This is a genomic window from Moraxella sp. I5G (assembly GCF_055193055.1).
The window spans coordinates 123,773-149,757 of record NZ_JBUXLH010000001.1 but is presented as its reverse complement, the minus strand read 5'-3'; the positions used below and the strand labels follow the sequence as shown (position 1 = coordinate 149,757).

The 25,985-nt window shown below is 37.4% G+C and carries 21 protein-coding genes and 1 tRNA gene; 6 read left to right on the top strand and 16 right to left on the bottom strand.

Annotated elements, in window-relative coordinates; translation table 11 throughout:
• Window positions 1-17 precede the first annotated feature (17 nt).
• Together ACZBKJ_RS00570 and ACZBKJ_RS00565 are read right to left on the bottom strand one after the other, a co-directional pair.
• On the bottom strand, window positions 18-941 hold the full coding sequence (locus ACZBKJ_RS00570; RefSeq protein WP_463198945.1) for a MaoC family dehydratase: 924 nt from the start codon (window positions 939-941) through the stop codon (window positions 18-20).
• A 32-nt stretch (window positions 942-973) separates the two neighbouring features.
• Window positions 974-2,398 (bottom strand): 3-oxoacyl-ACP reductase, encoded by a 1,425-nt coding sequence (locus ACZBKJ_RS00565; protein WP_463198944.1) that lies wholly within the window; start codon window positions 2,396-2,398, stop codon window positions 974-976.
• Between the two features lie 206 nt (window positions 2,399-2,604).
• Here ACZBKJ_RS00565 and ACZBKJ_RS00560 point away from each other — a divergent pair, with 206 nt between their 5' ends.
• From ACZBKJ_RS00560 to ACZBKJ_RS00550, 3 genes are all read left to right on the top strand, one after another.
• Complete coding sequence (locus ACZBKJ_RS00560; protein WP_463198942.1) at window positions 2,605-3,909, top strand: acetyl-CoA C-acetyltransferase; 1,305 nt, start codon at window positions 2,605-2,607, stop codon at window positions 3,907-3,909.
• A gap of 51 nt (window positions 3,910-3,960) precedes the next feature.
• A complete protein-coding gene (locus ACZBKJ_RS00555) occupies window positions 3,961-4,632 on the top strand; it encodes an alpha/beta hydrolase (protein WP_463198941.1) in 672 nt (223 codons plus the stop codon).
• Between the two features lie 36 nt (window positions 4,633-4,668).
• Window positions 4,669-4,744: transfer RNA gene (locus ACZBKJ_RS00550), tRNA-Gly, on the top strand.
• A 180-nt stretch (window positions 4,745-4,924) separates the two neighbouring features.
• On the opposite strand, the gene narI is transcribed toward ACZBKJ_RS00550, so the two are convergent.
• The 6 genes from narI to ACZBKJ_RS00520 all read right to left on the bottom strand — a co-directional run bounded on the left by narI (window position 4,925) and on the right by ACZBKJ_RS00520 (window position 15,103).
• The gene (narI, locus tag ACZBKJ_RS00545) at window positions 4,925-5,659 is read right to left on the bottom strand and encodes a respiratory nitrate reductase subunit gamma (protein ID WP_463198940.1); all 735 of its coding nucleotides are present in this window, start codon (window positions 5,657-5,659) and stop codon (window positions 4,925-4,927) included.
• Entirely contained in the window at window positions 5,656-6,441 is a 786-nt protein-coding gene (gene narJ / locus ACZBKJ_RS00540) for a nitrate reductase molybdenum cofactor assembly chaperone (protein WP_463199046.1), read from the bottom strand. Before narJ ends, narI begins: the two co-directional genes overlap by 4 nt.
• Before the next feature lie 39 nt (window positions 6,442-6,480).
• Window positions 6,481-8,019: a nitrate reductase subunit beta gene (gene narH, locus ACZBKJ_RS00535; RefSeq protein ID WP_463198939.1), complete on the bottom strand. Its 1,539-nt coding sequence runs from the start codon at window positions 8,017-8,019 to the stop codon at window positions 6,481-6,483.
• Window positions 8,020-8,164: 145 nt separating this feature from the next.
• On the bottom strand, window positions 8,165-11,920 hold the full coding sequence (locus ACZBKJ_RS00530; RefSeq protein ID WP_463198938.1) for a nitrate reductase subunit alpha: 3,756 nt from the start codon (window positions 11,918-11,920) through the stop codon (window positions 8,165-8,167).
• Window positions 11,921-12,239: 319 nt separating this feature from the next.
• Entirely contained in the window at window positions 12,240-13,586 is a 1,347-nt protein-coding gene (locus ACZBKJ_RS00525) for a NarK family nitrate/nitrite MFS transporter (protein WP_463198937.1), read from the bottom strand.
• A 245-nt stretch (window positions 13,587-13,831) separates the two neighbouring features.
• The gene (locus ACZBKJ_RS00520; protein ID WP_463199045.1) at window positions 13,832-15,103 is read right to left on the bottom strand and encodes an MFS transporter; all 1,272 of its coding nucleotides are present in this window, start codon (window positions 15,101-15,103) and stop codon (window positions 13,832-13,834) included.
• Window positions 15,104-15,462: 359 nt separating this feature from the next.
• Between ACZBKJ_RS00520 and ACZBKJ_RS00515 the strand changes: the two genes are divergently transcribed.
• Together ACZBKJ_RS00515 and narL are read left to right on the top strand one after the other, a co-directional pair.
• Complete coding sequence (locus tag ACZBKJ_RS00515) at window positions 15,463-17,607, top strand: histidine kinase (protein WP_463198936.1); 2,145 nt, start codon at window positions 15,463-15,465, stop codon at window positions 17,605-17,607.
• A 148-nt stretch (window positions 17,608-17,755) separates the two neighbouring features.
• Window positions 17,756-18,415 carry a two-component system response regulator NarL gene (narL, locus tag ACZBKJ_RS00510; RefSeq protein ID WP_463198935.1) on the top strand — a complete coding sequence of 220 codons (660 nt, stop codon included), beginning with the start codon at window positions 17,756-17,758 and terminating at the stop codon, window positions 18,413-18,415.
• Between the two features lie 31 nt (window positions 18,416-18,446).
• Here narL and ACZBKJ_RS00505 read toward each other — a convergent pair whose 3' ends face one another.
• The 5 genes from ACZBKJ_RS00505 to modA form a co-directional block, all read right to left on the bottom strand.
• On the bottom strand, window positions 18,447-19,247 hold the full coding sequence (locus tag ACZBKJ_RS00505; protein WP_463198934.1) for a Crp/Fnr family transcriptional regulator: 801 nt from the start codon (window positions 19,245-19,247) through the stop codon (window positions 18,447-18,449).
• Between the two features lie 146 nt (window positions 19,248-19,393).
• Window positions 19,394-19,762, bottom strand: coding sequence for a PepSY domain-containing protein (locus ACZBKJ_RS00500; protein ID WP_463198933.1), 369 nt, complete (start codon window positions 19,760-19,762; stop codon window positions 19,394-19,396).
• Between the two features lie 74 nt (window positions 19,763-19,836).
• On the bottom strand, window positions 19,837-20,469 hold the full coding sequence (locus tag ACZBKJ_RS00495; protein ID WP_463198932.1) for an ATP-binding cassette domain-containing protein: 633 nt from the start codon (window positions 20,467-20,469) through the stop codon (window positions 19,837-19,839).
• Window positions 20,470-20,483: 14 nt separating this feature from the next.
• Window positions 20,484-21,176: a molybdate ABC transporter permease subunit gene (gene modB, locus ACZBKJ_RS00490; RefSeq protein WP_463198931.1), complete on the bottom strand. Its 693-nt coding sequence runs from the start codon at window positions 21,174-21,176 to the stop codon at window positions 20,484-20,486.
• A gap of 25 nt (window positions 21,177-21,201) precedes the next feature.
• Complete coding sequence (gene modA, locus ACZBKJ_RS00485; RefSeq protein ID WP_463198930.1) at window positions 21,202-21,963, bottom strand: molybdate ABC transporter substrate-binding protein; 762 nt, start codon at window positions 21,961-21,963, stop codon at window positions 21,202-21,204.
• A gap of 176 nt (window positions 21,964-22,139) precedes the next feature.
• Between modA and can the strand changes: the two genes are divergently transcribed.
• A complete protein-coding gene (gene can / locus ACZBKJ_RS00480) occupies window positions 22,140-22,763 on the top strand; it encodes a carbonate dehydratase (protein WP_463198929.1) in 624 nt (207 codons plus the stop codon).
• A 28-nt stretch (window positions 22,764-22,791) separates the two neighbouring features.
• Here the strand turns inward: can and purF are convergent, their stop codons facing one another.
• Genes purF through ACZBKJ_RS00465 form a run of 3 tightly spaced genes read right to left on the bottom strand, consistent with a single transcriptional unit; the run spans window position 22,792 to window position 25,892 of the window.
• Window positions 22,792-24,300 (bottom strand): amidophosphoribosyltransferase, encoded by a 1,509-nt coding sequence (gene purF, locus ACZBKJ_RS00475; protein ID WP_463198928.1) that lies wholly within the window; start codon window positions 24,298-24,300, stop codon window positions 22,792-22,794.
• A 47-nt stretch (window positions 24,301-24,347) separates the two neighbouring features.
• Window positions 24,348-24,830: a CvpA family protein gene (locus ACZBKJ_RS00470; RefSeq protein ID WP_463198927.1), complete on the bottom strand. Its 483-nt coding sequence runs from the start codon at window positions 24,828-24,830 to the stop codon at window positions 24,348-24,350.
• A 15-nt stretch (window positions 24,831-24,845) separates the two neighbouring features.
• Window positions 24,846-25,892 (bottom strand): quinone-dependent dihydroorotate dehydrogenase, encoded by a 1,047-nt coding sequence (locus tag ACZBKJ_RS00465; RefSeq protein ID WP_463198926.1) that lies wholly within the window; start codon window positions 25,890-25,892, stop codon window positions 24,846-24,848.
• Between the last annotated feature and the right edge of the window lie 93 nt (window positions 25,893-25,985).

The window sequence follows — 25,985 nt, the reverse complement described above, 5'->3', positions numbered from 1 at the left end:
CAAAAATTACAAAAAAATCAATCGGTTGTTAAAAAATCAATCACGCCTGCCATATGCAATTTGTCACTATCGCTGGCATAAATTGCAAATTGTATCTTATTTATTTCTTTTTTAGCAAATAAACGCACTCTGGACGGCAAAAAAATAGGGGTATAAAAATCGGTTGTTACTTGATAGGATTTTGGTAAGTCATAAAATTTCGATAAAGCACGCGCCTTTGACCACATTCCATGAGCAATGGCGCGCGGAAACCCAAACGCTTTAGCAGATAACGCATGTAAATGAATTAAATTAAAATCCCCCGAAACAAATGCATAACGTCTGCCAATATCTTCATCCACTTCAATAGTATCAATTAGCTGACCTATCGGCGCGGCAGCTGTCATGACCATATTTTGTTTTTCTTGTTTGGCTTTTTCCCGTTCTTCTTTAGTCTTTTTTTGCCGTGATAAATAAGTAGAAATGCCCTGCCAAACCACTTCATCAGATATCTTAGCCTCCATAACAAAATCAAACTGCTGACCGCGTTTATGGGGTGTTAGGTTATCCAAACGCACAGTCATACTGACAATTTCGGTATCATAAACAGGGCGATAACAAACAACCTGGTTATGCAAATGCACAAGTCCAAGCATTGCAAAAGGAAAGTTATCTTTTGCCATGATATTCATTTGTAATATTTGGGCTTGCACTGAAAAATAAGTTGCTGGCACCCGACCATCATTTGCAAAACCGCAAATTTTACGATAATCACTCAAATTTTGTTGGTCAATAACCAGTTTTTCTACCGTATAAATATCACTAGGTAAAGTTGATGCCTTATCATCATGATTGGGAATCAAGCTTTTAATCACATTTGCATATGTGCTGTGCAGTTTGGGCAATTCTTGATAAACATGAGTTTGGCAAATCTGTGCTGATTGTGTGTCTTGTTGTGTCATTATGATTTCCTATTGATTCCATATATACAAATTTATGCGCCAAGTACACTTTGCCCACAAACACGCAGTACTTGACCGTTAAATCCATCTGCATTTGGCGACATTAACCAAGCAACTGCTTCAGCAACATCGATGGCAAGTCCGCCTTGATTCATAGCATTCATACGCCTTCCCGCCTCTCTTAAAGCAAAAGGAATTTTTTGAGTCATGGTGCTTTCAATAAATCCTGGAGCAACCACATTGATACGTTTATGTCCTAATGCAAACACAGATGCAAGTGACTTTCCAAAACCGATCACACCTGCTTTAGAGGCAGCATAATTGCTTTGTCCAAAATTACCAGAAATGCCAGCAATTGACGAAATGCATACCACGCGCGCCTGGTCGCTGAATACTGACTGATTTAACATTTGCTGAGTTAGATTGACCATTGCTGATAAATTCGTATCCATCACAGCCTGCCATTGTAAAGGACTCATTTTTGCCAGTGTTTTATCGTCAGTGATTCCAGCATTATGTACCACGCCGTCTAGTGACGCCACTTCTTGGATTATTTTTTGACAAAGATTAGCGCTTGCGTTTGACTCTGTAATGTCTATGGGTAGAATATGTATTCTAGATGAATTCGTAAATGCATCTGGGCTGTGATGATTTTGTCTTATGGTGTTGATTTGATTTGCCATATGTTCTAATTGAGCTAACTTTTTGGGCAAATCCACACAATATAAATCTGCCCCTTCTCTTAATAAAACTTGGCAAATTGCTTGTCCGATATGACCTGCCGCCCCTGTAACCAAGATTTTTTTGCCATTTAAGGCGGGTTTTGGGTAAGTGTATTTTAGGTCAGCAACGTCATCATTTAAGCTATGACCATCAAGATAAAGGGTTTGTCCTGAAACGTAAGCGCACTTGTGTGATAAGAAAAATTCAAATGCATGCAGCAAATGACCCTTGCAAACCTTGCCAATAGATAAAGCATTTACACAAACGCCCAGCCTTACCTCTTTAGCAAGCGATTTGACAAAACCAATCACCGCACTTTGAGCGGCACTATAGGCTAAATTTACACCCGTATCGGCACAGGTTAAAATTAAAATTTTACCTGAAGGTTTCATGCGTTTTACCAGTGGCGAGAAAAATTGCTGCAGCTGCTGCAATTGTTTTGGGGTTTTGATACCACTGGCATCATACACCACCACTTTAAAAAACATATGTTCATCAAGCAATTTATTGTGCAGACTGTCTTGAGTGGTGACTTTACCATCAAGCACTGATAAAACTGCCAAAGCTGATTGATAAAAAATACCGTCATCTGCCGCCCCAAACGCCACTTCACCACACAAAGTTGGCTGACCTTGTTCATAACGCTCAAGGCGATCAGGCGTGGGTAATCCTAGGTTTTTTGCGACCGTTTTACCAAAACCAGATTGGGTGAGTTTGCCGTAATGATCGGTCATGAATTATCCTTAAAACACTGCAAATAAAATAAAAAACATTTGTTAGCGAAAATCTATTTTAGCATAAATTTAGTAGACAGATAATGCAAGTGTAAATTAATTTAATACAAATCACTTATCATTTGATTTTTGTTAAAATAGTGTTAAGCTAGGAAAGTTTTTGCTATTTTATACTTCATACTTATTTATTGTTATTCATTATCATTATGAAAGAGTACACACCCAAGCAAGCTATTCAAAAAGTTGCCATCATTGGCGCAAACCGCATCCCTTTTGCCAAAGCCAATACTGTTTATGCTGATGCTAGTGCTGAAGATATGCTAAGTGCAGCCTTATCTGGCTTAATTGAACGTTACAATCTAGCCAACAAAGGTATTGGGGAGGTGGTTTGTGGCACACTATTAAAACCAAATGCGCAGTTTAGCTTAACCAAAGAAGCACTATTAAATACATCACTACCTGCCGCCACACCTGCTTATGATATTTCCCAAGCCTGTGTGACAAGCATGCAAGCAGCGTTTAGTGTCGCTAATAAAATTGCTTTAGGGATGATTGATAGCGCAATTGCAGGCGGGGCGGACAGTGCATCAGACATACCCATTGGTCTGGGTAATGGCGTGCGAAAAGCGCTTTTAAGATTTACTAAAGCCAAAAACACTAAAGAACGCTTATTAGCACTTTTAACCATTAATCCTAAAGAGTTGATTCTACTACCAAATATCAAAGAACCTAGAACGAGGCTATCCATGGGCGAACACCAAGCATTAACCACGGATATCTGGCAAATTACCAGGCAAGCCCAAGATGAATTTGCGTTTTCTAGTCATCAAAAGTTAGAACAAGCCTACCAAGCGGGGTTTTTTGATACACTGATGAGTCCTTATAAAGGCATACATAAAGACAACGTGCTACGCACCGATACTTCACTTGAAAAATTAAACGCACTACCCGTAGTTTTTGGTAAAACCCAACCCAACCCAACCATGACCGCTGGCAATAGCAGTGTCTTAACGGATGGCGCTTCGGTGATGCTGTTAGCGTCCGATGATTGGGCGAAAAACAATCAATATAAACCTATGGCTTATTTAACTCATCAAATCACTCAAGCGATTGATTTTATGGGCAAGGATGGCGAAACTGAAGGTTTATTAATGGCACCCATTTATGCTGTTTCTGCTTTACTGAAAAAAACACAATTATCACTACAAGATTTTGATTTTTATGAAATTCATGAAGCATTTGCTTCTCAGGTTCTTTGCACATTGTCAGCGTGGCAATCTGATGATTTTTGCCGTCAAAAGTTGGGGTTAAATCAAGCATTGGGCAGCATACATTTAGATAAGTTAAATGTTAGTGGCGGAAGTTTAGCTACAGGGCATCCATTTTCAGCGACCGGGACACGTTTAATTGCCAATGCTGCTAAGCTTTTAGAACAAAAAGGCAGTGGTCGGGCTTTAGTGGTCTGCTGCGCTGCTAGCGGTCAAGCAGCCGCTTGCATTTTAGAACGCTAATTGTGTCATATTGCTGGATTAATTTTATTGTTAAATAAATAGGATTGTGGTATGTTGTCTTATGTAATGGTTGAACACAACCCTTCTAAAAAACCCATAGATAAAGTTGTAATTTGGCTACATGGTCTTGGTGCTAGTGGCGATGATTTTGTGCCCTGCGTGCCGCATTTGGGATTAGCTGATGATTTAGCGATTAAATTTATTTTTCCTAACGCACCAAAAATTGCAGTTACCATTAATGGCGGTTATGTGATGCCTGCCTGGTATGATATTTTACAAATGAACCTTGAGCGGGTGGTAGATATTCAACAAATTCAGGCATCCAGTCTTTTAATTGATGAGCTGGTAAAACATGAAATGGTAAATGGTATTGATAGTAAAAATATCATCATTGCCGGATTTTCTCAAGGCGGTGCGGTAGCCTACGATTATATTTTAACCAGTGATATCCAATTGGGCGGGCTTTTGGCACTATCGACCTATTTTGCCAGTAAAGATTATATCCAAAAAATCAAAACAAATTGCAATATTCCCACCTTAATTCATCACGGGCAGTTTGATGATATTGTTCCGATGACGCTTGGCATGTCAGCAAAACAGAGTTTAGAGCAACTAGGGCTTACTCCACAATTTGTGAGCTATCCTATGGCACATCAAGTTACCCTAAGTCAGCTTCAAGATATTGGCACCTGGTTTAATCAAATTTTTTCAAAAAATACTTGACTAATGATAAATATTTAGTAGAATAGCCAAGCTAGTGCGGGAATAGCTCAGTTGGTAGAGCACAACCTTGCCAAGGTTGGGGTCGCGAGTTCGAATCTCGTTTCCCGCTCCAAATTGTTTAAATCCAAATCTTTTATAGGTTTGGATTTTTTTATAAAAATTTTTCAGCTTTGCTTTAAAAAGTACACTGTGTAATTTTTTGTGATTAATTAAAAAACCCCATAAATACTGGGCGGTATTTATGGGTAAAAACAACAAGTTTTATATTAATCTTATTTAGTTTGTTTGGGGATTATCCCTGCGCTCTTTTTTGACGTACAATTTGATAATTACGTCCTAAGTACCAAATTGGCGCTGAAATAATATGCACTAAACGAGTAAATGGGAAAATCAAAACAATGGTAATGCCTAATGCAACGTGTAATTGATAAACCAAATCAATATGATCTAGATTTGACATTGCAACCATCGGGCGGAAAATTGTAATATTTTGAACCCAATTAGATAGCGCAACCATGACTGAACCATCCATATGCTTAGTAGAAGCAAAAATAGTTGCTAGACCTAAGTTTAATTGGATAAATAAAATCACCAAAACTAACTTATCAGCAAAGCTAGAAGTATGGCTAATGCGTGGGTCTGTAAAGCGACGAACCAACAACATCAAAAGCCCAATCCAGCAAATTACCCCCATGATTCCACCTGCAGCCATTGCTAAAAGCTGTTTTTGTGAAGAAGAAATAAAATGCTCATAGACAGCATGTGGTGTCATCATACCTACAAAATGTCCGCACAAAATACCAATAATGCCGATATGGAACATGTTACTGGCGATACGCATGCCTTTATCGTTAAGCATTTGGCTTGAACCTGTTTTCCATGAATACTGTGACAAGTCAAATCTTGCCCAAGTACCAATCAAACATACCGCTAGTGCAATGTAAGGATAAATCCCAAAAATAAACACCTGTAGCCAATTTAAATGTGCAAGACTATCTGTACTTGTGGTTAAAGCGGTTAAAATCATGCGAGTACTCCCCCAGAATGTTTACTGGTGCTATTTGTCTGTGTACTTGTTTGTGTGTCTGTATTAAATCCAACCCAATGCACAGGAACATCGGTATTTTGGTTTGCTTGTCTTGCCAATGTTTCGGCAATGCGCTGATTGGTTTGATTGGAAGGACAACGTTCTTCTTGTTCTGCTGCCATAAAGTCTACCATCTCTTCTTCCCATTCTTTATCAATGGCTTCAAAAGTGGTATCGTCTTCAGGGTTTTTGCCCATTTTGGCAAGTTCATCATCAATCAGTGTCAAGGACTTACCAGCTATTTGCAATAACGCCTTAAACAAGCTGGCATAACTACTATTTTTTTGAATCAATCTTGCACCCAAAAGCGCAATAATATGGCTAACCTCAGCAATCTCCATACGAATGGCAATATCATCATCCGTTTTGGTGGCTTGATAAGATAAAAACTCAAGATACATTGGCAAATAATCAGGCAATTCCTTGACATTAATCTCAAAGCCTGCCTTTTCATATTGTGCCATCAAATCCACCATCGCCTGACCACGGTCACGACTTTCGCCGTGAACGTGTTCAAAAAGCCATAATGAAAGCGCGCGACCTCTTTCAAATAGACTGTCATAGCGGGCTTGGGCTTCAATATCACCAAGGTTTTCTAACTCATTGGTTAATGTGATGATTTCTTGGCGTACTTCAGGGCTGATTAATACTGACTTGCCTACAATACTTCTGCACTCATCCAAGACGCCTGCAAAAAATAACTCATCACGGGGATAATCCATCAATATGCTGATGACTTTTAATAAAGTGAAATCAAGCACTTAAGCCTCCCATGTTTGAACGGTTTCAATCATTTCACGACGATTAGCCTTGATTTGTCCAAACATATTAACATCATTACCGCCTGAACAGCCAGAACCAAAACTAAATCCACAACCGTTTTTCTCAGCAAATACATCACTTAATGCTTCTTCGCGGTGACTGCTTGGAATGACAAAGCGGTCTTCATAATTAGCAATTGCCAGATAACGATACATTTCTTCTGCTTGTTTTTTGGTCAAACCAACAGCATCAAGCACTTCTTGAGCATCTTTTTTATCAACCAGTTGTAGACGTTTATAAGAACGCATTGCAAGTAAACGTTTTAGAGCAAGACGAACAGGCTGTTCATCACCTGCGGTTAATAAATTCGCTAAATATTTTAAAGGAATACGCAGACTGTCTACATCTGGAATCAGCCCGTCCATACCTACCTGTCCAGCTTCGGCAGCATTTTGGATGGGTGATAGTGGCGGTACATACCAAACCATTGGCAAAGTACGATACTCAGGATGCAAAGGCAGAGCTAATTTCCAATCCATCGCCATTTTATAAACAGGGGACTTTTGAGCTGCTTCAATGACACCCATTGGCACACCGTCTTTTAATGCTTGCTCAATAACTTTGGGGTCGTTGGGGTCTAAAAACACATCAAGTTGAGCTTGATATAAGTCTTTTTCGTTGGGGGTGCTAGCCGCTTCTTTAATCTTGTCAGCATCGTAAAGCAAAACACCCAAATAACGAATACGTCCCACGCATGTTTCAGAACAGATGGTTGGCATGCCACTTTCAATACGTGGATAACAGAAAATACATTTTTCAGATTTTCCAGATTTCCAGTTGTAATAAATCTTTTTGTAAGGACAACCAGAAATACACATACGCCAACCACGACATTTTTCTTGGTCAATCAATACAATACCATCTTCTTCACGTTTATAAATTGCGCCACTTGGGCAAGATGCAACACAAGTTGGGTTTAAGCAATGTTCACATAGACGTGGTAAATACATCATAAATGTATTTTCGTATTGACCATAAATGTCAGCTTGAATATTGTCAAAGTTTTTATCTTTGCGACGTTTGGCAAATTCAGAACCTAAGATTTCTTCCCAGTTAGGTCCCCATTCAATTTTTTGAATGCGCTTACCTGTGATTAAAGAACGTGGACGAGCAATTGGTTGATGCTCGCTGATAGGCGCAGTTTGTAAATGCTGATAATCAAAATCAAACGGCTCATAGTAATCATCTAAAGTTGGTAAATCAGGGTTGGCAAAAATATTTGCTAATACACGGAATTTACCGCCAATTTTAGGGTTGATAGAGCCGTCAGCATTACGAATCCAACCACCCTTCCACTTCTCTTGATTTTCCCATTCTTTAGGAAAACCAATACCAGGCTTGGATTCTACGTTGTTAAACCACGCATATTCCATACCTTCACGACTGGTCCAGACATTTTTACAGGTAACAGAGCAGGTATGACAGCCGATACATTTGTCAAGATTTAATACCATGCCAACTTGCGAACGAATTTTCATCAAAAATTCCTTATTGTTATGGTTGCCTAGTTTATCGGGTAAATTTTTTTTATGATAAACATCGGTAAACTCTGAATTTATGGGTATTGTACCCCCTAAAGTAGTTTATAAAAATCACACTAAAGGGGGCTTTCTTATTACTTTATCAATCTAAAGTAGTAGGCAAGGGGCGAGGTAAGCTGTCATCAGGTTTACCTTCCAACCAATCAACATTTGCCATTTTGCGCACCACCACAAACTCATCACGGTTACAGCCAACAGTACCGTAATAGTTAAAGCTGTATGAGAATTGAGCATAACCACCAATCATATGAGTTGGTTTTAAAATTGCACGCGTTACTGAGTTATGGATACCACCACGAGTACCAGACATTTCAGAGCCAGGGATGTTCACCAATTTTTCTTGGGCGTGATACATCATGGTCATGCCTTCTTTTACCCTTTGTGATACCACTGCACGTGCAGTAATAGAACCGTTGTGGTTAAAGACTTCAATCCAATCGTTATCTTCAATGCCAGCTTTAGCGGCATCAATTTCACTCATCCAAACAATCGGACCGCCACGAGATAACGTCAGCATTAGTAAGTTTTCAGAATAAGTACTGTGAATCCCCCATTTTTGGTGTGGTGTTAGGAAGTTTAGTACGATTTCTTTATTGCCATTTGGTTTGGCGCCTTTGAACAAATCAGTGGTTTTGGTATCAATTGGTGGGCGATACTGTTGCATTTGCTCACCAAACGCCAAAATCCATGGATGTTCTATATAAAATTGCTGACGACCTGTTAGTGTACGCCATGGAATTAGCTCATGAACGTTTGTATAACCTGCGTTGTAGCTAACTTTTTCAGACTCCAAACCAGACCAAGTTGGGCTTGAGATGATTTTTCTAGGTTGGGCAACAATATCGTTAAAACGAATTTTTTCATGCTCACTAGATTTTGCCAAATGCGTGTGGTCGCGACCTGTTTTTTTAGATAATCCTGCCCATGCTTTAACTGCCACATGACCGTTGGTTTCAGGAGCAAGCATTAATACGGTTTCAATAGCATTAACCACAGTATTCATGCTAGGACGGTTTTTAGCAGAAGTTTCTTCATTAACCAGGTAGTTTAAATCACCCAACTGACTAACTTCTTCTTTGGTATCCCAATCAATACCCTTAGAGTTATTGCCAAGTTTATCCATCAAAGGACCAAGGGAAGTATACTTGGCGTACGTATTTGGATAATCACGTTCTACCACTTTAAAATTCGGACAATTTTTACCAGGAACAGGTCTTTGACCCATAGTTTTCCAGTCAGTACCACCAAAAGGTTGAGCCAATTCGTCGGCACTATCATGTTGCATAGGTAGTGTTACAACGTCAGTTTCAGTACCTAAATGCCCAATTGATAATTCTGAGAATTTTTTAGCAATTGCTTTATAGATTTCCCAGTCAGTTTTAGATTCCCAAGAAGGGTCAACTGCCGCAGTAAATGGATGAATAAATGGGTGCATGTCTGACGTATTAATATCTTCTTTTTCGTACCAAGTTGCGGTAGGAAGAACGATATCAGAATACAAACACGTACTAGACATACGAAAATCTAACGTGGTTACTAGGTCAATTTTGCCAGTTGGAGCATCTTCTACCCAGTCAATTTCGGTAGGCCTAAAGCCATTTTGTACGGTTTCTTCACCCAGCAAGCCATTTTTTGTGCCAAGTAAATATTTCAGCATGTACTCATGACCTTTACCTGACGAACCTAAAAGATTGGAGCGCCAAATAAACATATTTCTTGGGAAGTTTTGGGGGTTATCAGGTTGCTCAGCAGCAAATCGCAACGAACCGTTTGCTAAAGATTCCACCACATAATCTTGGATGCTCATATTGGCGGCTTTTGCATCAGCAGCAATGGTTAGAGGATTACGGTTTAGCTGCGGCGCAGAAGGTAACCAACCTGCACGTTCAGCGCGAATATTGTAGTCTAGCATATGCTCAGGGAATTTGGATTTATCAGCATGAGCTGACAAAATCTCATGAGCAGATACAGATTCATGTCGCCATTGGCTAGAATGATTATAGAAGAAGCTAGTGCCATTCATATGGCGAGGTGGTCTATGCCAATCTAAACCGAAGGCAACTGGAGCCCAGCCCGATTGTGGTCGTAACTTTTCCTGACCAACGTAATGAGCCCAACCACCACCAGATTTACCAATACAGCCACATAGCATAAGCATATTGATAACACCACGGTAGTTCATATCCATATGATACCAGTGGTTCATACCAGCACCAATGATAACCATGGATTTTCCGTGAGTTTTATGAGCATTTTCAGCGAATTCACGAGCAATCTGAATGACTTTTTCGCGAGATACGCCAGTGATTTTTTCTTGCCATGCAGGCGTGCCAGCAACGCTTGCGTTATTGTAATCATCGGTAACGTTTTGACCGCCATGACCATTATCAACACCAAGGTTGGCAAGCATCAAGTCAAAAACTGTAACCACTTTGGCTTGCTCGCCATTAGCAAGTGTCAAAGTTTTGCAAGGCACAGTCTTATATTGGATAGAATCGCCAGGCATTGCAGTGAAATAAGGGTGTTCATCGCCACCAAAATAATCAAAACCAACGTCAGCCGTTTCGCCACTGCCTTTTAAGGATAATGTTAAATCAACATCACTATTATGTGTACCCTCTTTGGTTTCTAGATTCCAGCGGCCTTGTTCGCCCCAACGATAGCCGATTGAACCATAAGGAGAAACCAGTTCGCCATTTTTATTAATAGCAATGGTCTTCCATTCTGGATTATTTTCTTGACCTAAGTTATCAACTAAATCGGAGGCGCGTAAAAAACGTCCTGTCTTGGTGTTTTTGCCTTCACCTTCCAACATAACCAGCATTGGTAAGTCGGTATAGCGTTTCGCATAATCTAGAAAATAATCGCTAGGCTGTTTTAGATAGAATTCTTTAATAATAACATGACAAAATGCTTGAGCAAGAGCCGCATCTGTACCTTGTTTTGGATTTAACCATAAATCACACAGTTTGGCAATTTCAGCATAATCTGGCGTAATAGCAACTGTTTTTGTGCCTTTATAACGCACTTCAGTGAAAAAGTGAGCGTCTGGCGTACGTGTTTGTGGTACGTTTGAACCCCAAGCAATGATATAGTCTGAATTATACCAATCAGCAGATTCAGCAACGTCAGTTTGTTCACCCCAAATCATTGGCGATGCTGGTGGTAAGTCACAGTACCAGTCATAAAAAGAAAGACACGCTCCACCAATTAGTGATAAATAACGAGCTCCAGAGGCGTAGCTCAACATACTCATCGCAGGAATGGGCGAGAAGCCAATAATACGGTCAGGTCCAAAATTTTTAGCAGTATAAATGTTGGCAGCAGCGATGATTTCTGTACACTCATTCCAACTTGAGCGCACAAAACCACCTAAACCACGCTTTGATTTGTATTCTTTAGCCTTGGCAGGATCAGTAACAATGCTTGCCCATGCTTCTACTGGGTCTTTGTATTTTGCACGAGCTTCACGCCATAGTTTTAGTAAAGGTTTTCTAACTTTTGGATATTTTAGACGGTTTGCTGAATACATGTACCAACTATAACTTGCACCGCGCGGGCAGCCACGTGGCTCGTGGTTTGGTAAATCGGGGCGTGTACGTGGGTAATCAGTTTGTTGAGTTTCCCAAGTAACCAGACCATTTTTAACATAAATCTTCCAAGAGCAAGAACCCGTACAGTTTACTCCGTGAGTTGAACGAACTACCTTGTCAAACTGCCAACGGTTGCGATAAATATTCTCCCAATCGCGATTTTCATCACGCACCTCACCGTGACCATCAGCATAGTAGCCCGTTTTTTTCTTAAAAAATCTAAATTGTTCAAGTAGATGACTCATAAATCTCCCCCTATGGGTAGTGTTGGCTAAAGTCTATTTAAAAACACCGAATAGACCTTAATTGGCTAATTTAACCCTTACTATAGAAAATTATAAAAAAAATCGCCATTAACTTGACGGTTAGGTGAATAATACTTAAGGGGTAGAGATGAATTAAATAAATATATCGATAATTTACTTACAATTTTTTATTTAAAATAAAAATCTACTGCCAATTCATCTTTTTTGTCAAAATTATCAAACCAAGTAATCAATTTAATAGTCAAAACATAAAACCCTTAACCTAAAAGTTAAGGGTTTTGATGGTTATTTAAAAAAACTAGCAAGGATATTCAGCGTTTTTACGGCTATAATACCACCAAGTTAAAACAATACAGATTGCGTAAAAGACAATTAATGTGATAAATGTACCATTGACGCCCAGACCTGAACCAAACATTTTTGGAATAAAAAATCCGCCATAAGCTGCAAAACCGCCAGAAAAACCAACAACTGCAGCAGATTCTTTACGAGCCTCATTAATTAAATCAGGAGTTTGTTTACGCTCGTGCATGGTGCGAAAAATTACAGGAATCATACGGAAAGTTGAGCCATTACCAATACCTGTAGTAATAAATAAAACCATAAAACAAGCAAAATATCCTGTAAAGTTTCCTTCTTTTAGAAAATACATCACCGCAAGTACTGCAAAAGTCATAATGATATAATTCCAAAATGTTACTTTTGCACCACTGATTTTATCTGATAACCAGCCGCCCACTGGACGGAATAATGCACCTACCAAAGGTCCTAAAAAAGCAACTTTTAACGGGTCAACATCAGGGAAAGATTGTTTGATAACCATTGGAAATGCGGCACTAAATCCAATAAATGAACCAAACGTTGCCAAATATAAAATACACATAATCCAATTATGCTGGCGTCTAAAAATAATGGCTTGGTCTTTAAAAGATGCTTTTGCACCTGCCAAATCATTCATGCCAAACCAAGCTAATACCGTCATAATAGCAATTGGAATCACCCAAACAAAACCTGCATTTTGTAGATATATCGTTTTGCCACTACTGGTTGTTTGAGCATCGCCGCCAAAAGCACCGAACAATGAAAAACCAATAACAAAAGGCACAACAAACTGCATGGTAGAGACGCCTAAATTACCAAGCCCCGCATTTAATCCAAGCGCCATACCTTGTTTTGATTTTGGATAAAAAAACGAAATGTTTGACATTGATGATGAAAAGTTTGCACCTCCAAATCCACAAAGTAAAGCAATGGTAGCAAATACGCCAAAAGGTGTTTCGGGGTTTTGGAGTGCAAAGCCCAACCAAATTGTTGGAATTAATAACGATGCGGTTGAAATAGTTGTCCAACGTCTACCGCCAAAAATTGGCACCATGAACGAATAAAAAATCCGCATGGTCGCTCCTGATAATGCAGGCAGAGCCAAAAGCCATGATAATTGCGATTTATCAAATTTAAAGCCGATCTCGGGCATTCTTACGACAATGACCGACCAAATTACCCAAACTGAAAACGCTAAAAGCAATGCAGGAATAGAGATAAACAAGTTTCTTGTAGCAACTTGTTTTCCACCATTTTCCCAAAACTGCTCATCTTCAGGTCGCCAATCATGAATGACTGTTCCACCTTTTAATTCATTTTTCATAAACCCTCCAAATAATTTATTGAATTATTTGAACTTAATTTAACCAAATAATTTAATTACTATATTATTTCTAACTGTAATTAAATTTATTTTAGGTGTTTTTAATGATTTATTCGCCTATCCTAATGACTAATTCAATAAAATATAGATGCTACTTTAGTAGTATAAATAAACTTTATTTAAATCAATAATTCAGCGATAAAATAAAAGTGCCAATTAAATTGACACTTTTACAAAGATTAAGGTTATTTATTTTTAGATTTTAGCATGGCCTGATGCCCTTGTTCCATCTTTGGTTTTACTTCAGAGATATAAATCCAAATCAAAGAAACCCAAACCACCCCAAACATAATCATAAATGCTGATGAACGAACACCTGTAATGTCTACCGCCGCTCCAAACATGATTGGTAAAATAAACCCACCAAGTCCACCGGCTAGACCAACTACACCAGACACCGCACCCATATTGTGTTTGTATTCATCAGATAAGTATTTAAATACAGATGCTTTACCTACCGCAAAAGTAATCCCCAAAAGGAAGATTAATACAGTAAAGATGGTGGAATTTAGACCTAAATGGAAGGATTTTTCACCACCAATGGTTTGCACCACAAGACTGGTTTGAGGATAAGACAATATAAACAGTAGTAAAAATGATGACCAAAGCACCCACCAAGTTACTGTATGGGCTGAATATTTATCAGAAAGCCATCCACCAAGCGCTCGTAGCACCCCACCTGGTAATGAGAAGCACGCTGCTAAAAATGCTGCTGATTGTAAAGTAAACCCATATTCACCAACATAATACTTGGTCATCCATAGGGCTAGCGCCACATAACCACCAAAAACAATGGAGTAGTATTGTGAATACCGCCAAACATTAGGGTCTTTTAATACTGCAAGCTGACTGGCAATGCTACTTGTGCTGGCTGTTCTATGTTCTTTATTGTCATAACTAAAAAACCAAAAACCAATCGCTGTAATTAGCATGATAATTGCGTAAACTTTGGGTAAAAAACGCCAACCTTCAGCGGCATAAGCTGCCATGCCAGTGCCAGCTGTAATGATAGATGGGCCGATAATTTTAGTTAGGGCAGAACCTGCATTCCCTGCGCCAAAAACACCCATTGCAAAGCCTTGTCTTTCTGGCTTAAACCATTTGGCAACATAAGCAATTCCCACTGAAAACGAACCGCCCGCTAAGCCAACAAATAAGCCTAATACTAAAAACTGCCAATATTCACTGGCGTAGCTCATCAAATAAATTGGAACAACGGTTATCATCATTAAGGTAAAAAATACAATTCGCCCACCAAACTTATCAGTCATCATACCCAATGGCAAACGCACCAAAGAGCCCGTTAATACAGGCGTTGCTGCTAAAAGCCCAAATTGGGTTTCACTTAGATTGAGTGTTTTTTGAACAGGAATGCCCAGAACTGCAAACATCATCCAAACCATAAAACACACAGTAAAGGCGACGGTTGATGAAGCAAGCACCAGATTTTGCTTCATGGTTTCACTTGCCATAAATACTCCTAATCTGTTGATTTTGTTAAAATTTATTTGTTTTGTATGAATTCTTATACAAACTAAAGTTTGTAAATTTTGAGTGAAATCAATTAAAATCATACAATTTTTATCTATCATAGACAACCTAAAAAATATATATATTGATTTAAATCAATTTTTTAATAAGTAGAACGCGCTATCAAACCCATTTATACAACTTTAGTAGTATCGTTTATTTTGTTAAACTTTGTAAAAATAGCTAATGTTTTCATAAGGTTAATCAATTTTTTAGACTGTTTGTAATTTGTAATTTGATGATAATTTGCACAATTAACCTTTTATAATTTTTTGGGAGTATATCCATGTCGCCTAACCATAATTTCTTCATTGGACAGTGGTTTACCCCATTTAAAATTGGGCATTCGCTGCCAGCTCGGGCATGGACAGTTATTATTTTAATCTCACTTGTGGTACTTTCTTCATCGATTGCCAGCATCCACCTATCAAAAGTTTCTGAGGCTGACGCTAAAGCTATTAATCAGGCAGGTTCTATTCGTATGGCAACATACCGAATCAATTATCAGTTAAGCCAATTTCAATTGCGTCAAACCAATGGTAATGACAAAAATAGTGAATTTGTTGAACCATTAATTGATGATATGCAAAAAAGATTTATGGAATTAAAGTTTTATCAAAATAAAATAAACAATTCTGATGAAAAAATTGATAAAATTTTATTAATACTAGAAACCCAATGGAATGGTCAATTATTACCCTTATTAAAAGACAAAAATTCTGACAAATTTTATCAACATTCTTTGGAATTTTTACATGAAGTCAATGAGCTAGTAACCGCCATCCAAAATCGTAATGAAATGCGTCAAATTCGCCAGCAACGCATTAGTTTTATTTCTTTATTTTTTATTGTGGTGATTATGATTTTTGGAATGCGAGAGCTTAATTATAACGCGCTTATCCCATTAAAAAGATTAACCATAGCTGCAAGAAACTTTAAAGAAGGAAAGCGTTTTGATATTCAAAACATTCAAAATAATACGCAAGGCTATCAAGAATTAAATGAGTTGTCTGAAGCTTTTTTTCAGATGTTAAATGTAATTAATAATCATCAAAATCATTTAGAAAATGAAGTTAAGCAAAAAACCCACCATTTAACCCAATCCAATCAAGCGTTATATGCGTTATATGATTTTGCTCAAAAAATTGCTACTGAGCATTTAAATACTCAAGAATTGCACAAATTAATTAAAGATTTTGTAAAACTATTACCTAATAGCGAAATATCCTTATGCATTCATGGAGAAAATTATGAGAGTAATACCATTATTTCCTTATCGGATAGAAGCCATTACGAATTTTGCATGGCGGATGATTGCGAAAGCTGTAATCTAAAATCTAATATTAAAACTCGTGTTATTCCCATTCAAAGCCAAAATAGTAAATGGGGTGAATTATTAATTAAAGAAGCAGATGTTTCAACAGAAAATACAGAATATTCAATAAATAATAGCAATAATAATTCTGCAAACATTCCATTAATTAATATTGATAATGACCATTCTTTATCAAAAGATGACTTATTAATTACATTGGCTAATTTAATTGCTTTGGCATTTGCATCAGAGCAAAGACAAAAACAACGTCAAGAACTTATTTTAAGTGAAGAAAGAAACACCTTTGCAAGAGAATTGCATGATTCTATTGCTCAATCTTTATCTTATTTAAAAATACAAGCCAGTATGTTAAAAACATTAAATGACAATGAAAAAGTTTTTTTATCAACTTATTTTGATAAAGACAATTTAGATAAAAATTCATTAACATTGGATTTGCAAGCAAAAACAGAATTTTATCAAATTCATGCCAAACAAGATAAAGTATTAGAAGATTTAAAAGAGGGTTTAAATCATGCTTACAGTCAATTACGAGAATTATTAAATACTTTTCGTATTAAAATTAATGGCGGTGATTTTCATGAATTGATGCAACAAGCAATTACTGAATTTAGTCAAAAAGGTCATTTTACCAGCAATTTTGATAATCAAGTTTTAACATTGAATTTAAGCGCTGCTGAACAAGTGGATTTATTGCAAATTACTCGTGAAGCTTTATCCAATGTATACAAACACGCTAAAGCAAGTCACGCCAATGTTGTGCTATACCAAGATGCCATCAGCTATGATGTGGTGCTACTCATTCAAGATAATGGCGTTGGTATCAGTCAAAGTGATAAGAATAAATATGGGCATTATGGATTAAGTACAATGGCAGAACGTGCGGCAAGCCTTGGGGGAAGTATTGATACGCGAAGTGTAAAACCTCATGGTACAGAGGTTATGGTGCGGTTTTTGCCACAGTTTTTTTTGAAACACACCAAAGAAGTTCGCCCCCTCCCAACATTAAATGATTGGAGTCGTGAAGAAATTGAAAGCATCACCAAACAGCTTGACAACGAACTTACCAAAACCTTTGGCAAAACATCAGCTTAATCCGTCAACACATCATGTTTATCGATGAAGGTTGTCTGATTATTTGTCTATTTTATAACCATTTTATTGGGTAATGATTACAAAATCACTTATAATAAACAAAGAGTCTATTCATTATTAAAATTAAATTATTTTTAGGGCACATACCATGAGTCAAAAAATTTTTACCAATCAAAATCCCGCTCGCCTTTTGCTGGTGGATGATCATCCCATGTTAAGACGCGGACTTGCTGATTTATTGGGTTTTGAAATTGATTTATTTGTTGCAGGACAAGCCAGTAACGGTCGAGAAGCTTTAGATTTTTTGGCAAATAACGATGTGGATTTGATTATTTTAGATCATAATATGCCAATTATGAACGGTGTGGAAACGCTAAAAAGAATTCGTGAATTGGGAATTGTTGGCAAAGTACTGTTATTTACAGTATCGGATAATTTAAAAGACGTGCAAGACGCTTTAGAATTAGGTGTTGATGGCTATCTGCTAAAAGATATGGAACCTGAAGAAATCATTGCCAACATTCGACGAATCTTGTGTGGTGAATTGGTAATTAGTCCGTCTCTTGCCCCTGTGCTTGCCCAAGCCATGAGAAAACCTGCAAATGCTGAAAGCATGTTAGATTTAACAGACAGAGAACTTCAAGTGCTGCATATGATTGCTGAAGGTTTAAGTAATAAAATGATTGGTAATAAGCTTGGCATTGCTGAATCAACCGTTAAAGTCCATGTAAAACACATTTTAGGTAAAATTGGCTTAAGAACCCGAGTAGAAGCGGCAGTTTGGGCGGTTAATCATTTAAAAAAATAGCAAAAGCCTTGTTATCCAAGCTGCATCGCAATCATTGGCTGACAATATCTAAAAGCCCTTGTACATCACAAATAATATAATGATGCTTGTCTTGTTTAACAATCAATCCAAGCTCAATAAAGTCTTTTAGAGTGCGAGATAAGGTTTCAGGTCGCAATCCAATTTGGCTAGCTAGTTGTTTTTGGCTGCATTGAAAACAAAATGGTACACCGTGATTATAATGAGTTAAAAGATAATATCCAAGTTTGGATTTTGCTTGCACAAATGCCAATAAATCACTACTGATTAAATGATGATACAGACGTTTGCTGATACATTCACAAAACCAAGTAATCAACCCACCCAGCTCAAATTGTTCAATGCTCTTAAAATAAGCCTGTACTGATAAACTGGCAACAATGGATTTTTCTTTGGCGGTTGCAGTCAGCTGATGAATTCCACCCTGCTTGATTAATAGCGCCGAATGTTTACTAGCAATGTCTGGTTTTTTATCAGATTTTATAATAGGTGGTATGTTTTTTGGTGCAAAATGTTGCCAATCCCAAAGTACACTTTCATTGATTAAGGATAAAGTTTGATAATTGGCGATTAAACACTCCTGACCACTTGGTAGCTGACGATGGCAAACCGCTTCGCCTGCCAATAAAAAGTACAAATTGGCAACAACATCATGCTGTAAAAAAATAATTTCATCTTTGGCGTATTCATGTAGCACAACTTGTGACAACAAATGGTCTTTTGCTTCTTGTCCATGTTTTGATTTTGGAAGCAAAGCAAACAAAGGATGATTTTCTAAAGCGGTTAGGTAGTACTTACGATTGCGTTCATTCATTTTATTAGCCATCAAATGAATATAAATGAGATAATGATAACCAGTACCAAACGTTATCCATATTCTCCTAAAGCACAAACAGTAAAAAACCGACTACCCAAAAGGAGTATTCGGTTTTTTTATAAATTGATATAGATTGACTATTTTTAGTAATCGCGTCTAACGTAGATAACCCCACCAGTTCTAGCGTTGATTTTCACATCGTATCTTCCACTGGGCGAATTTAGTTCAACATCGTAAACTGGACCACGACCATCATCGTTGCTATCAAAATCGATACTGCGTACTGAGCTGCCTTTGATACGAGAACGAGCAATTTGTGCAGCCCTTTGACGAGAAATATAAGTTGTATGAGTTTTTGCTCTATGTCTGGTTTGATAGCTTTGTGTACGTCTTGGGCGATAATCATCATCATCCCAATCATCCCAATCGTCGTCCGCTAACGCACTTGGTGCATAAACGATGGCTGATGATAAGGCAAAAATAGCAAAGATTTTCTTCAAATTGATGGTCATTACAGACTCCTCTAGTTGAACTAATTTAGGTGTATTATAACATCTAAAAATTAGCCAAAACTTAGCAAATTAAATCAAGATGAATTTTTATTCAAATCATAAATTGTCTTGGTTAATCGCTGAATCTCCAATCTATCATGGCTCACATACAGCATTGGAATGGATAAATTTTGTACAATATGTTCAAAAAAAGGTAAGATTTCGCTTTTTAATTCGCTGTCTAATGCTGATAAAGGCTCATCCATCAACAACAAATTAGGTGAATACAAAATTGCCCGACCCAAAGCCACTCTTTGCTTTTCACCACCAGATAATTTAATGGGTAGGCGATTAAGTAGCGGTTTCAATTTTAGTAAGGTAACAATTTCATCAAAATTAAAGGTTTGTTCGCTGGGTTTTAAGCGGTCATAACCAAAACGTAAGTTTTGATCAACCGTTTTATGGGGAAACAACTGAGCGTCTTGAAACACCAATCCAACACGGCGTTTTTGAGTGGATAAATTGATGTTTTGATGACTATCAAACCACGTTTGACCATTGATGCGGATGTGTCCAATTTTTGGACGATGGATACCTGCAATGGCGTGTAAAATACTAGTTTTACCAAGCCCAGACGCACCAAAAATTCCAACAGTTGATTCTTGATATTGTAAAAAAACTTCTAGCTTTTTTTTGCCTAAAGATAGTGTAAATTGACAATCAAACATATTTGACATTCTCTTTAGATAAATTTTTGTTTTTGTTTACGAGTATACCACTGAGCAAACCAAAGCGCTGAAAACGCTACGCCTAAAGACAAAAATAATAGCTTGTAAAGTTGCTCTTCCCCATCCACTTGTTGAAGCAAACTATACATTGCTAAAGGCAGTGTATTGGTTTCACCTGCAACATTACCTACAAAGGTGATTGTGGCTCCAAATTCGCCTAAACTTCGACAAAAACTTAAAATTGCCCCCACCAAGATACCCGACCACGCCAGCGGTAAAGTAATGCCAAAAAAAGTTTGAAAATTTGATGCGCCTAAGGTTTTTGCAGCGATTTCAAGGCGTTTATCCACCATTTCAATTGCTACGCGCACTGATTGTACCATCAATGGAAAGCCCATCACAGCAGAGGCTAAAACCGCTCCTTTCCAATTAAAAGCAAATTCTAGCCCAATTGCAGACAAATATTGACCAATCAAACCTTGATTGCCAAACAATACCAAAAGCATGTAGCCTGGTATCACTGGCGGTAGAACCAGAGGTAAAAAAATCAGCGTTTCAAAAAATGACTTCCCCCAAAATTCTTTGCGTGCCAATACCCAACCTACCAAAATGGCAGGCGAGATATTGACCAACAAACAGCAAATTGCTACCTTGTAAGATAACTTGATAATATCAATTTCATCAGGGGTTAACGTAAAAAAATCCATTTTTCAGCCAATATCTTTAAGTTGATTACTGCAATACACTAAAGCCGTGTTTTTTATAAACCGCTTTTGCTTCATTGCTTTGCAGATACTCATAAAAACGTTTTGAATTCGCATCTGTATTTATCATTCCGATAGGATATACAATTGGATTATGTGTTGCTAAAGGAAATGTACCCACTACTTTAACATTTTTGGATGCAGCAGCATCAGTAGCATAAACAATACCAAGCTGACATTCGCCACGACTTACAAAATTCAGTGCAGCGCGCACATCTTCAGTTTCGACAAGACGCTTGGAAATGCTTGACCACCAGTTTAAGTTATTTAAGGCTTGTTTGGCGTATTTGCCAACAGGAACGCTGTTGGTATTACCTGTGCATAATTTTCCAGTAAAAGCAGCATCAATATTGAAATTTTTATCAAATTTAATGCTGGTTTTGATAGGATTTTTAACAGGAGTGATTAAAACCAAACGGTTTCCCAATAAATTTTTACGGTGAGTAGTGCTAACTTTACCTTTATTTTCTAAATAATCCATCCAAGCCAAATCTGCTGAAATAAATACATCGGCCGAAGCGCCCTGCTCAATTTGACGAGCTAACGTTGATGATGCAGCATAAGAAGTTTTTACTTTTGCATTATGTTTTTTTTCATATTTTGCTTTTAGCTCATTGATAGCATCCGTCATACTAGCAGCAGCATAGATGGTTTCAGCAGCTACCGAGTAAGAAATGCTTGCTAGTACAAGCACCAATGTGGTTTGATAAAAAACAGATTTAACAGACATAATCTTACCTTTACATTTAACAAATACACTAAAATACTTCAGTAAGGATTCTAACACTTTCTAATCATTTAAGTATACTTCTTTGGGGGTATTTTTATTAAATCCTAATAGGCATGACTTAACATAATGATTATGTTAATTTAAATCAATACATTGTTTTTATAGAAGTAATGACTATGATTAGCGATTTATTAAAAAATAATGCCAAATGGGCTGAAGAATTAAGTCATGATAATCCTGACTATTTCCCAAACCTAGCACGCCAACAATCGCCAAAATATCTTTGGATTGGATGCTCAGATAGCCGAGTTCCCGCCAATGAAGTTGTTGGGCTAAAACCTGGAGAGCTGTTTGTTCATCGTAATGTCGCTAATATGGTCGTTGCAACGGATATGAATTTATTGTCCGTTTTGCAATACGCTGTTGATGTGTTAAAAATTGAGCATATTATTGTTTGTGGCCATTATGGATGTGGCGGCATTCGGGCGGCATTGCAACATACTGAATATGGACTGATTGATAATTGGTTGCGTTCTTTAAAAGGGCTTCGCTATCAGTATCGGGATATGTTTGAAGGATTGAATTTTGAAGAACAAGTTAATCTACTTGCTGAAATGAATGTTCGGCGTCAAGTTACCAACATTTCACACACTACCATTGTTCAAAATGCTTGGTTTCGTGGTGAAAAAGTTGCCGTTCATGGCTGGATTTATGATTTAAAAGATGGTTTGATTCAAGATTTAGGTATAAGTATCAATCAAGCTAAGCAGCTAGAAGATACTTTTTTATATACACCCTAAATCTGAATCAATCATTTAAATAATTCAATCATTCAATTCCAGAAACATCCACCGGGGTATTGACAGATGCTTTTTTGGCATTATCTGCTCTTTTAGTTTTTAGATTTTCTAGATAAGCATCATCAATATTGCCAGCAACGTATTTACCATCAAATACCGAACAATCAAAACTGTCTACACGACTGTATTTGGTGTTATTAACCGCGTGGATTAAGTCATCCAAATCTTGAAAAATCAAACGGTCAGCACCAATAATTTGACGAACTTCATCAACGGTACGACCTGATGAGATAAGTTCACTTTTAACCGGCATATCAATGCCATAAACATTTGGATAAATAACAGGCGGTGCAACGGATGCAAAAAAGACATTTTTTGCCCCTGCATCTCTTGCCATTTGGATAATTTCATAACAAGTTGTTCCTCGAACAATCGAGTCATCAACCAAAAGCACGTTACGATTTTTAAATTCTAATGGAATTGCATTTAATTTTTGACGAACTGATTTTTTACGCAATGATTGACCGGGCATAATGAAAGTGCGTCCAATATAGCGATTTTTATTAAAACCTTCGCGATATTTCACATTTAAATGCAGTGCCAATTCAAGAGCTGAGTTTCTAGAAGTATCAGGGATTGGAACAACCACATCAATCCCGTGATTCTCGCCCCACTCTTTTAAGATATGTTTGGCAAGTTTTTCACCCATACGCATGCGAGCTTTATGCACCGAAATATTATCAATGATAGAATCAGGGCGAGCAAAATATACGTATTCAAAAATACATGGTGTGTGTTTAGCAGCGGCGACGCATTGTTTGGTATAAAGCTGATAATCCAAATCAATAAAAATAGCTTCCCCGGGAGCAACGTCTCTAACCACCTCAAAACCCAAAGCAGTCAACGCCACAGATTCTGAGGCAACCATATATTCCACACCTTTTTCGGTTTTACGCTGACCATATACCAAAGGACGAATACCATTTGGGTCTCTAAATGCCAAAATGCCATGTCCAGCAATCATTGCAACCACAGCATACGCCCCTTGGCAACGCTCATAAACGGCTTTTAGAGCATGAAAAATATCATCAGGAGTTAAATTGGGCTGGTCAAATTCTTGAAGTTCATGTGCAAAAATATTTAACAAAACTTCTGAATCTGAATCCGTATTTAAATGACGACGATCAATTTCATAGAGTTCTTTTGCCAAAACTTCAGCATTGGTTAAATTGCCATTATGCGCTAAAGTGATTCCATAAGGTGAATTAACATAAAAAGGCTGAGCCTCTGCTATACTTGATGTGCCAGCTGTTGGATAACGCACATGACCAATTCCAAAATTTCCCACCAAACGCATCATATGTTTATCCAAAAACACATCGCGCACCATGCCATTATCTTTACGTAGATAAACTCGATTATCTTTTAAAGTGGCAATACCTGCTGCATCTTGTCCACGATGCTGAAGCATGGTCAAGCCATCATAAAGCATCTGATTTACAGGTTCATAAGCACAAATACCAATTACACCACACATAGACCTACCCCAAATACAAGGAATGTTTTAAAGACTAAATTACAATATTACAATTTGGATTCATTGACAGCATCTATCAAGATTTCTTTAGCGACAGGAGTAAAAAATAAAAGTTTTTCAGCAATATAAGACTGCTGCCATAAATTAAATTTATTAAAAATAGGTGAAAAAATAGTTAAGAAAATCAATATCTTAAATAAATTTTTACTAGCACCTAAAATCGCTCCAAGACTTTTATCTACTATAGTTAATTTAAAAAAGGCTAAAATTTTTAATAAAAACCAAACAATGATATGCCCAACCATCAAGACAAGCATGCTAATGGCACAAAACGCCAAAGCAAGCTGCCCAAGATGACTATCAGCAATTCCACGAAACAAAGGAGCAAGCACAGAAGCAAATTTAAATCCTAAAAACCAAGCACAAATCCAAGCAATCAAAGATAAGATGGTTTTTACAGCGCCCAAACAAAAACCACGCCATGCCCCAAAAAGAATAAATAGGATAACAATACTATCAAATAAATTCATCAATACTGTCTTTTATTATGAATTATTATTGACATTTTCTTTATCCAAAAAACTAGCAATCGATTGTATGCAGTTTTCAACCAAGGAAGGTCCACGATAAATCAAACCCGAATAAACTTGCACTGCGGTGGCACCTGCTTTGATTTTTTTAACCGCTAAATCTCCATTATCAATACCACCAACCCCAATAATATCAACTCTACCTTCTAGACGTTGAGCAAATTTGGATAAAATTACCGTGCTGTGATGACTAAGTGGTCTACCAGAAAGTCCACCCACTTCATCACCATATTTATCATCTTCTACACCAACTCTAGATAATGTAGTATTTGTGGCTATCAAACCATCGATATCAAAGTCAAGTAAGTTTTTAGCAATTTCATCAATTTGCTCATCTTCTAAATCTGGTGCAATTTTTAAAGCAAGTGGGACATAAAAACCATAATTATTCGCTAAACGCGCATGACAATTTCTGATACCATCTAATAATTTGGCAAGTGCCGAGCCACTCTGTAGATCGCGTAAATTTTTAGTATTTGGGCTAGAGATATTGATTGTAATATAGCTGGCATAAGGATAAACACGTTCTAAACAATAAACGTAATCATCTAAAGCATTTTCCACAGGTGTTATGGCATTTTTGCCAATATTGATTCCTAAAACACCTTTATATTTTGCTCTTTTAACATTTTCAATTAGTTTATCAACGCCATCATTGTTAAAACCCATGCGGTTGATGATTGCCCCGGCTTCAGGCAGACGAAATAAACGCGGTTTTTCGTTACCTAGTTGGGGTTTAGGGGTTACTGTACCAATCTCCAAAAACCCAAAGCCAAGTTCAGATAATGCATCAATATATTCACCATTTTTATCCAAGCCAGCGGCTAAACCAACGGGATTAGAAAGATAAATACCCATACAATTGGTAATCATTTCTTGTCTAGGATATACAAAGCCAAGCAAATGGGCATTATGAACCTTTTTTAAAATTTCCAAGGTCAATTCATGGGCTTCTTCAGGGTCTTTTTTAAATAAAAACGGACGAATAAGGTTATAAGACATGAAAAATTTCCGCGTCGTTAAATTTAAATCAAAATTATATCATAAATTAGTATCAAAACCTAAATAGACAATTTGATTTTATCAGTCATTGAA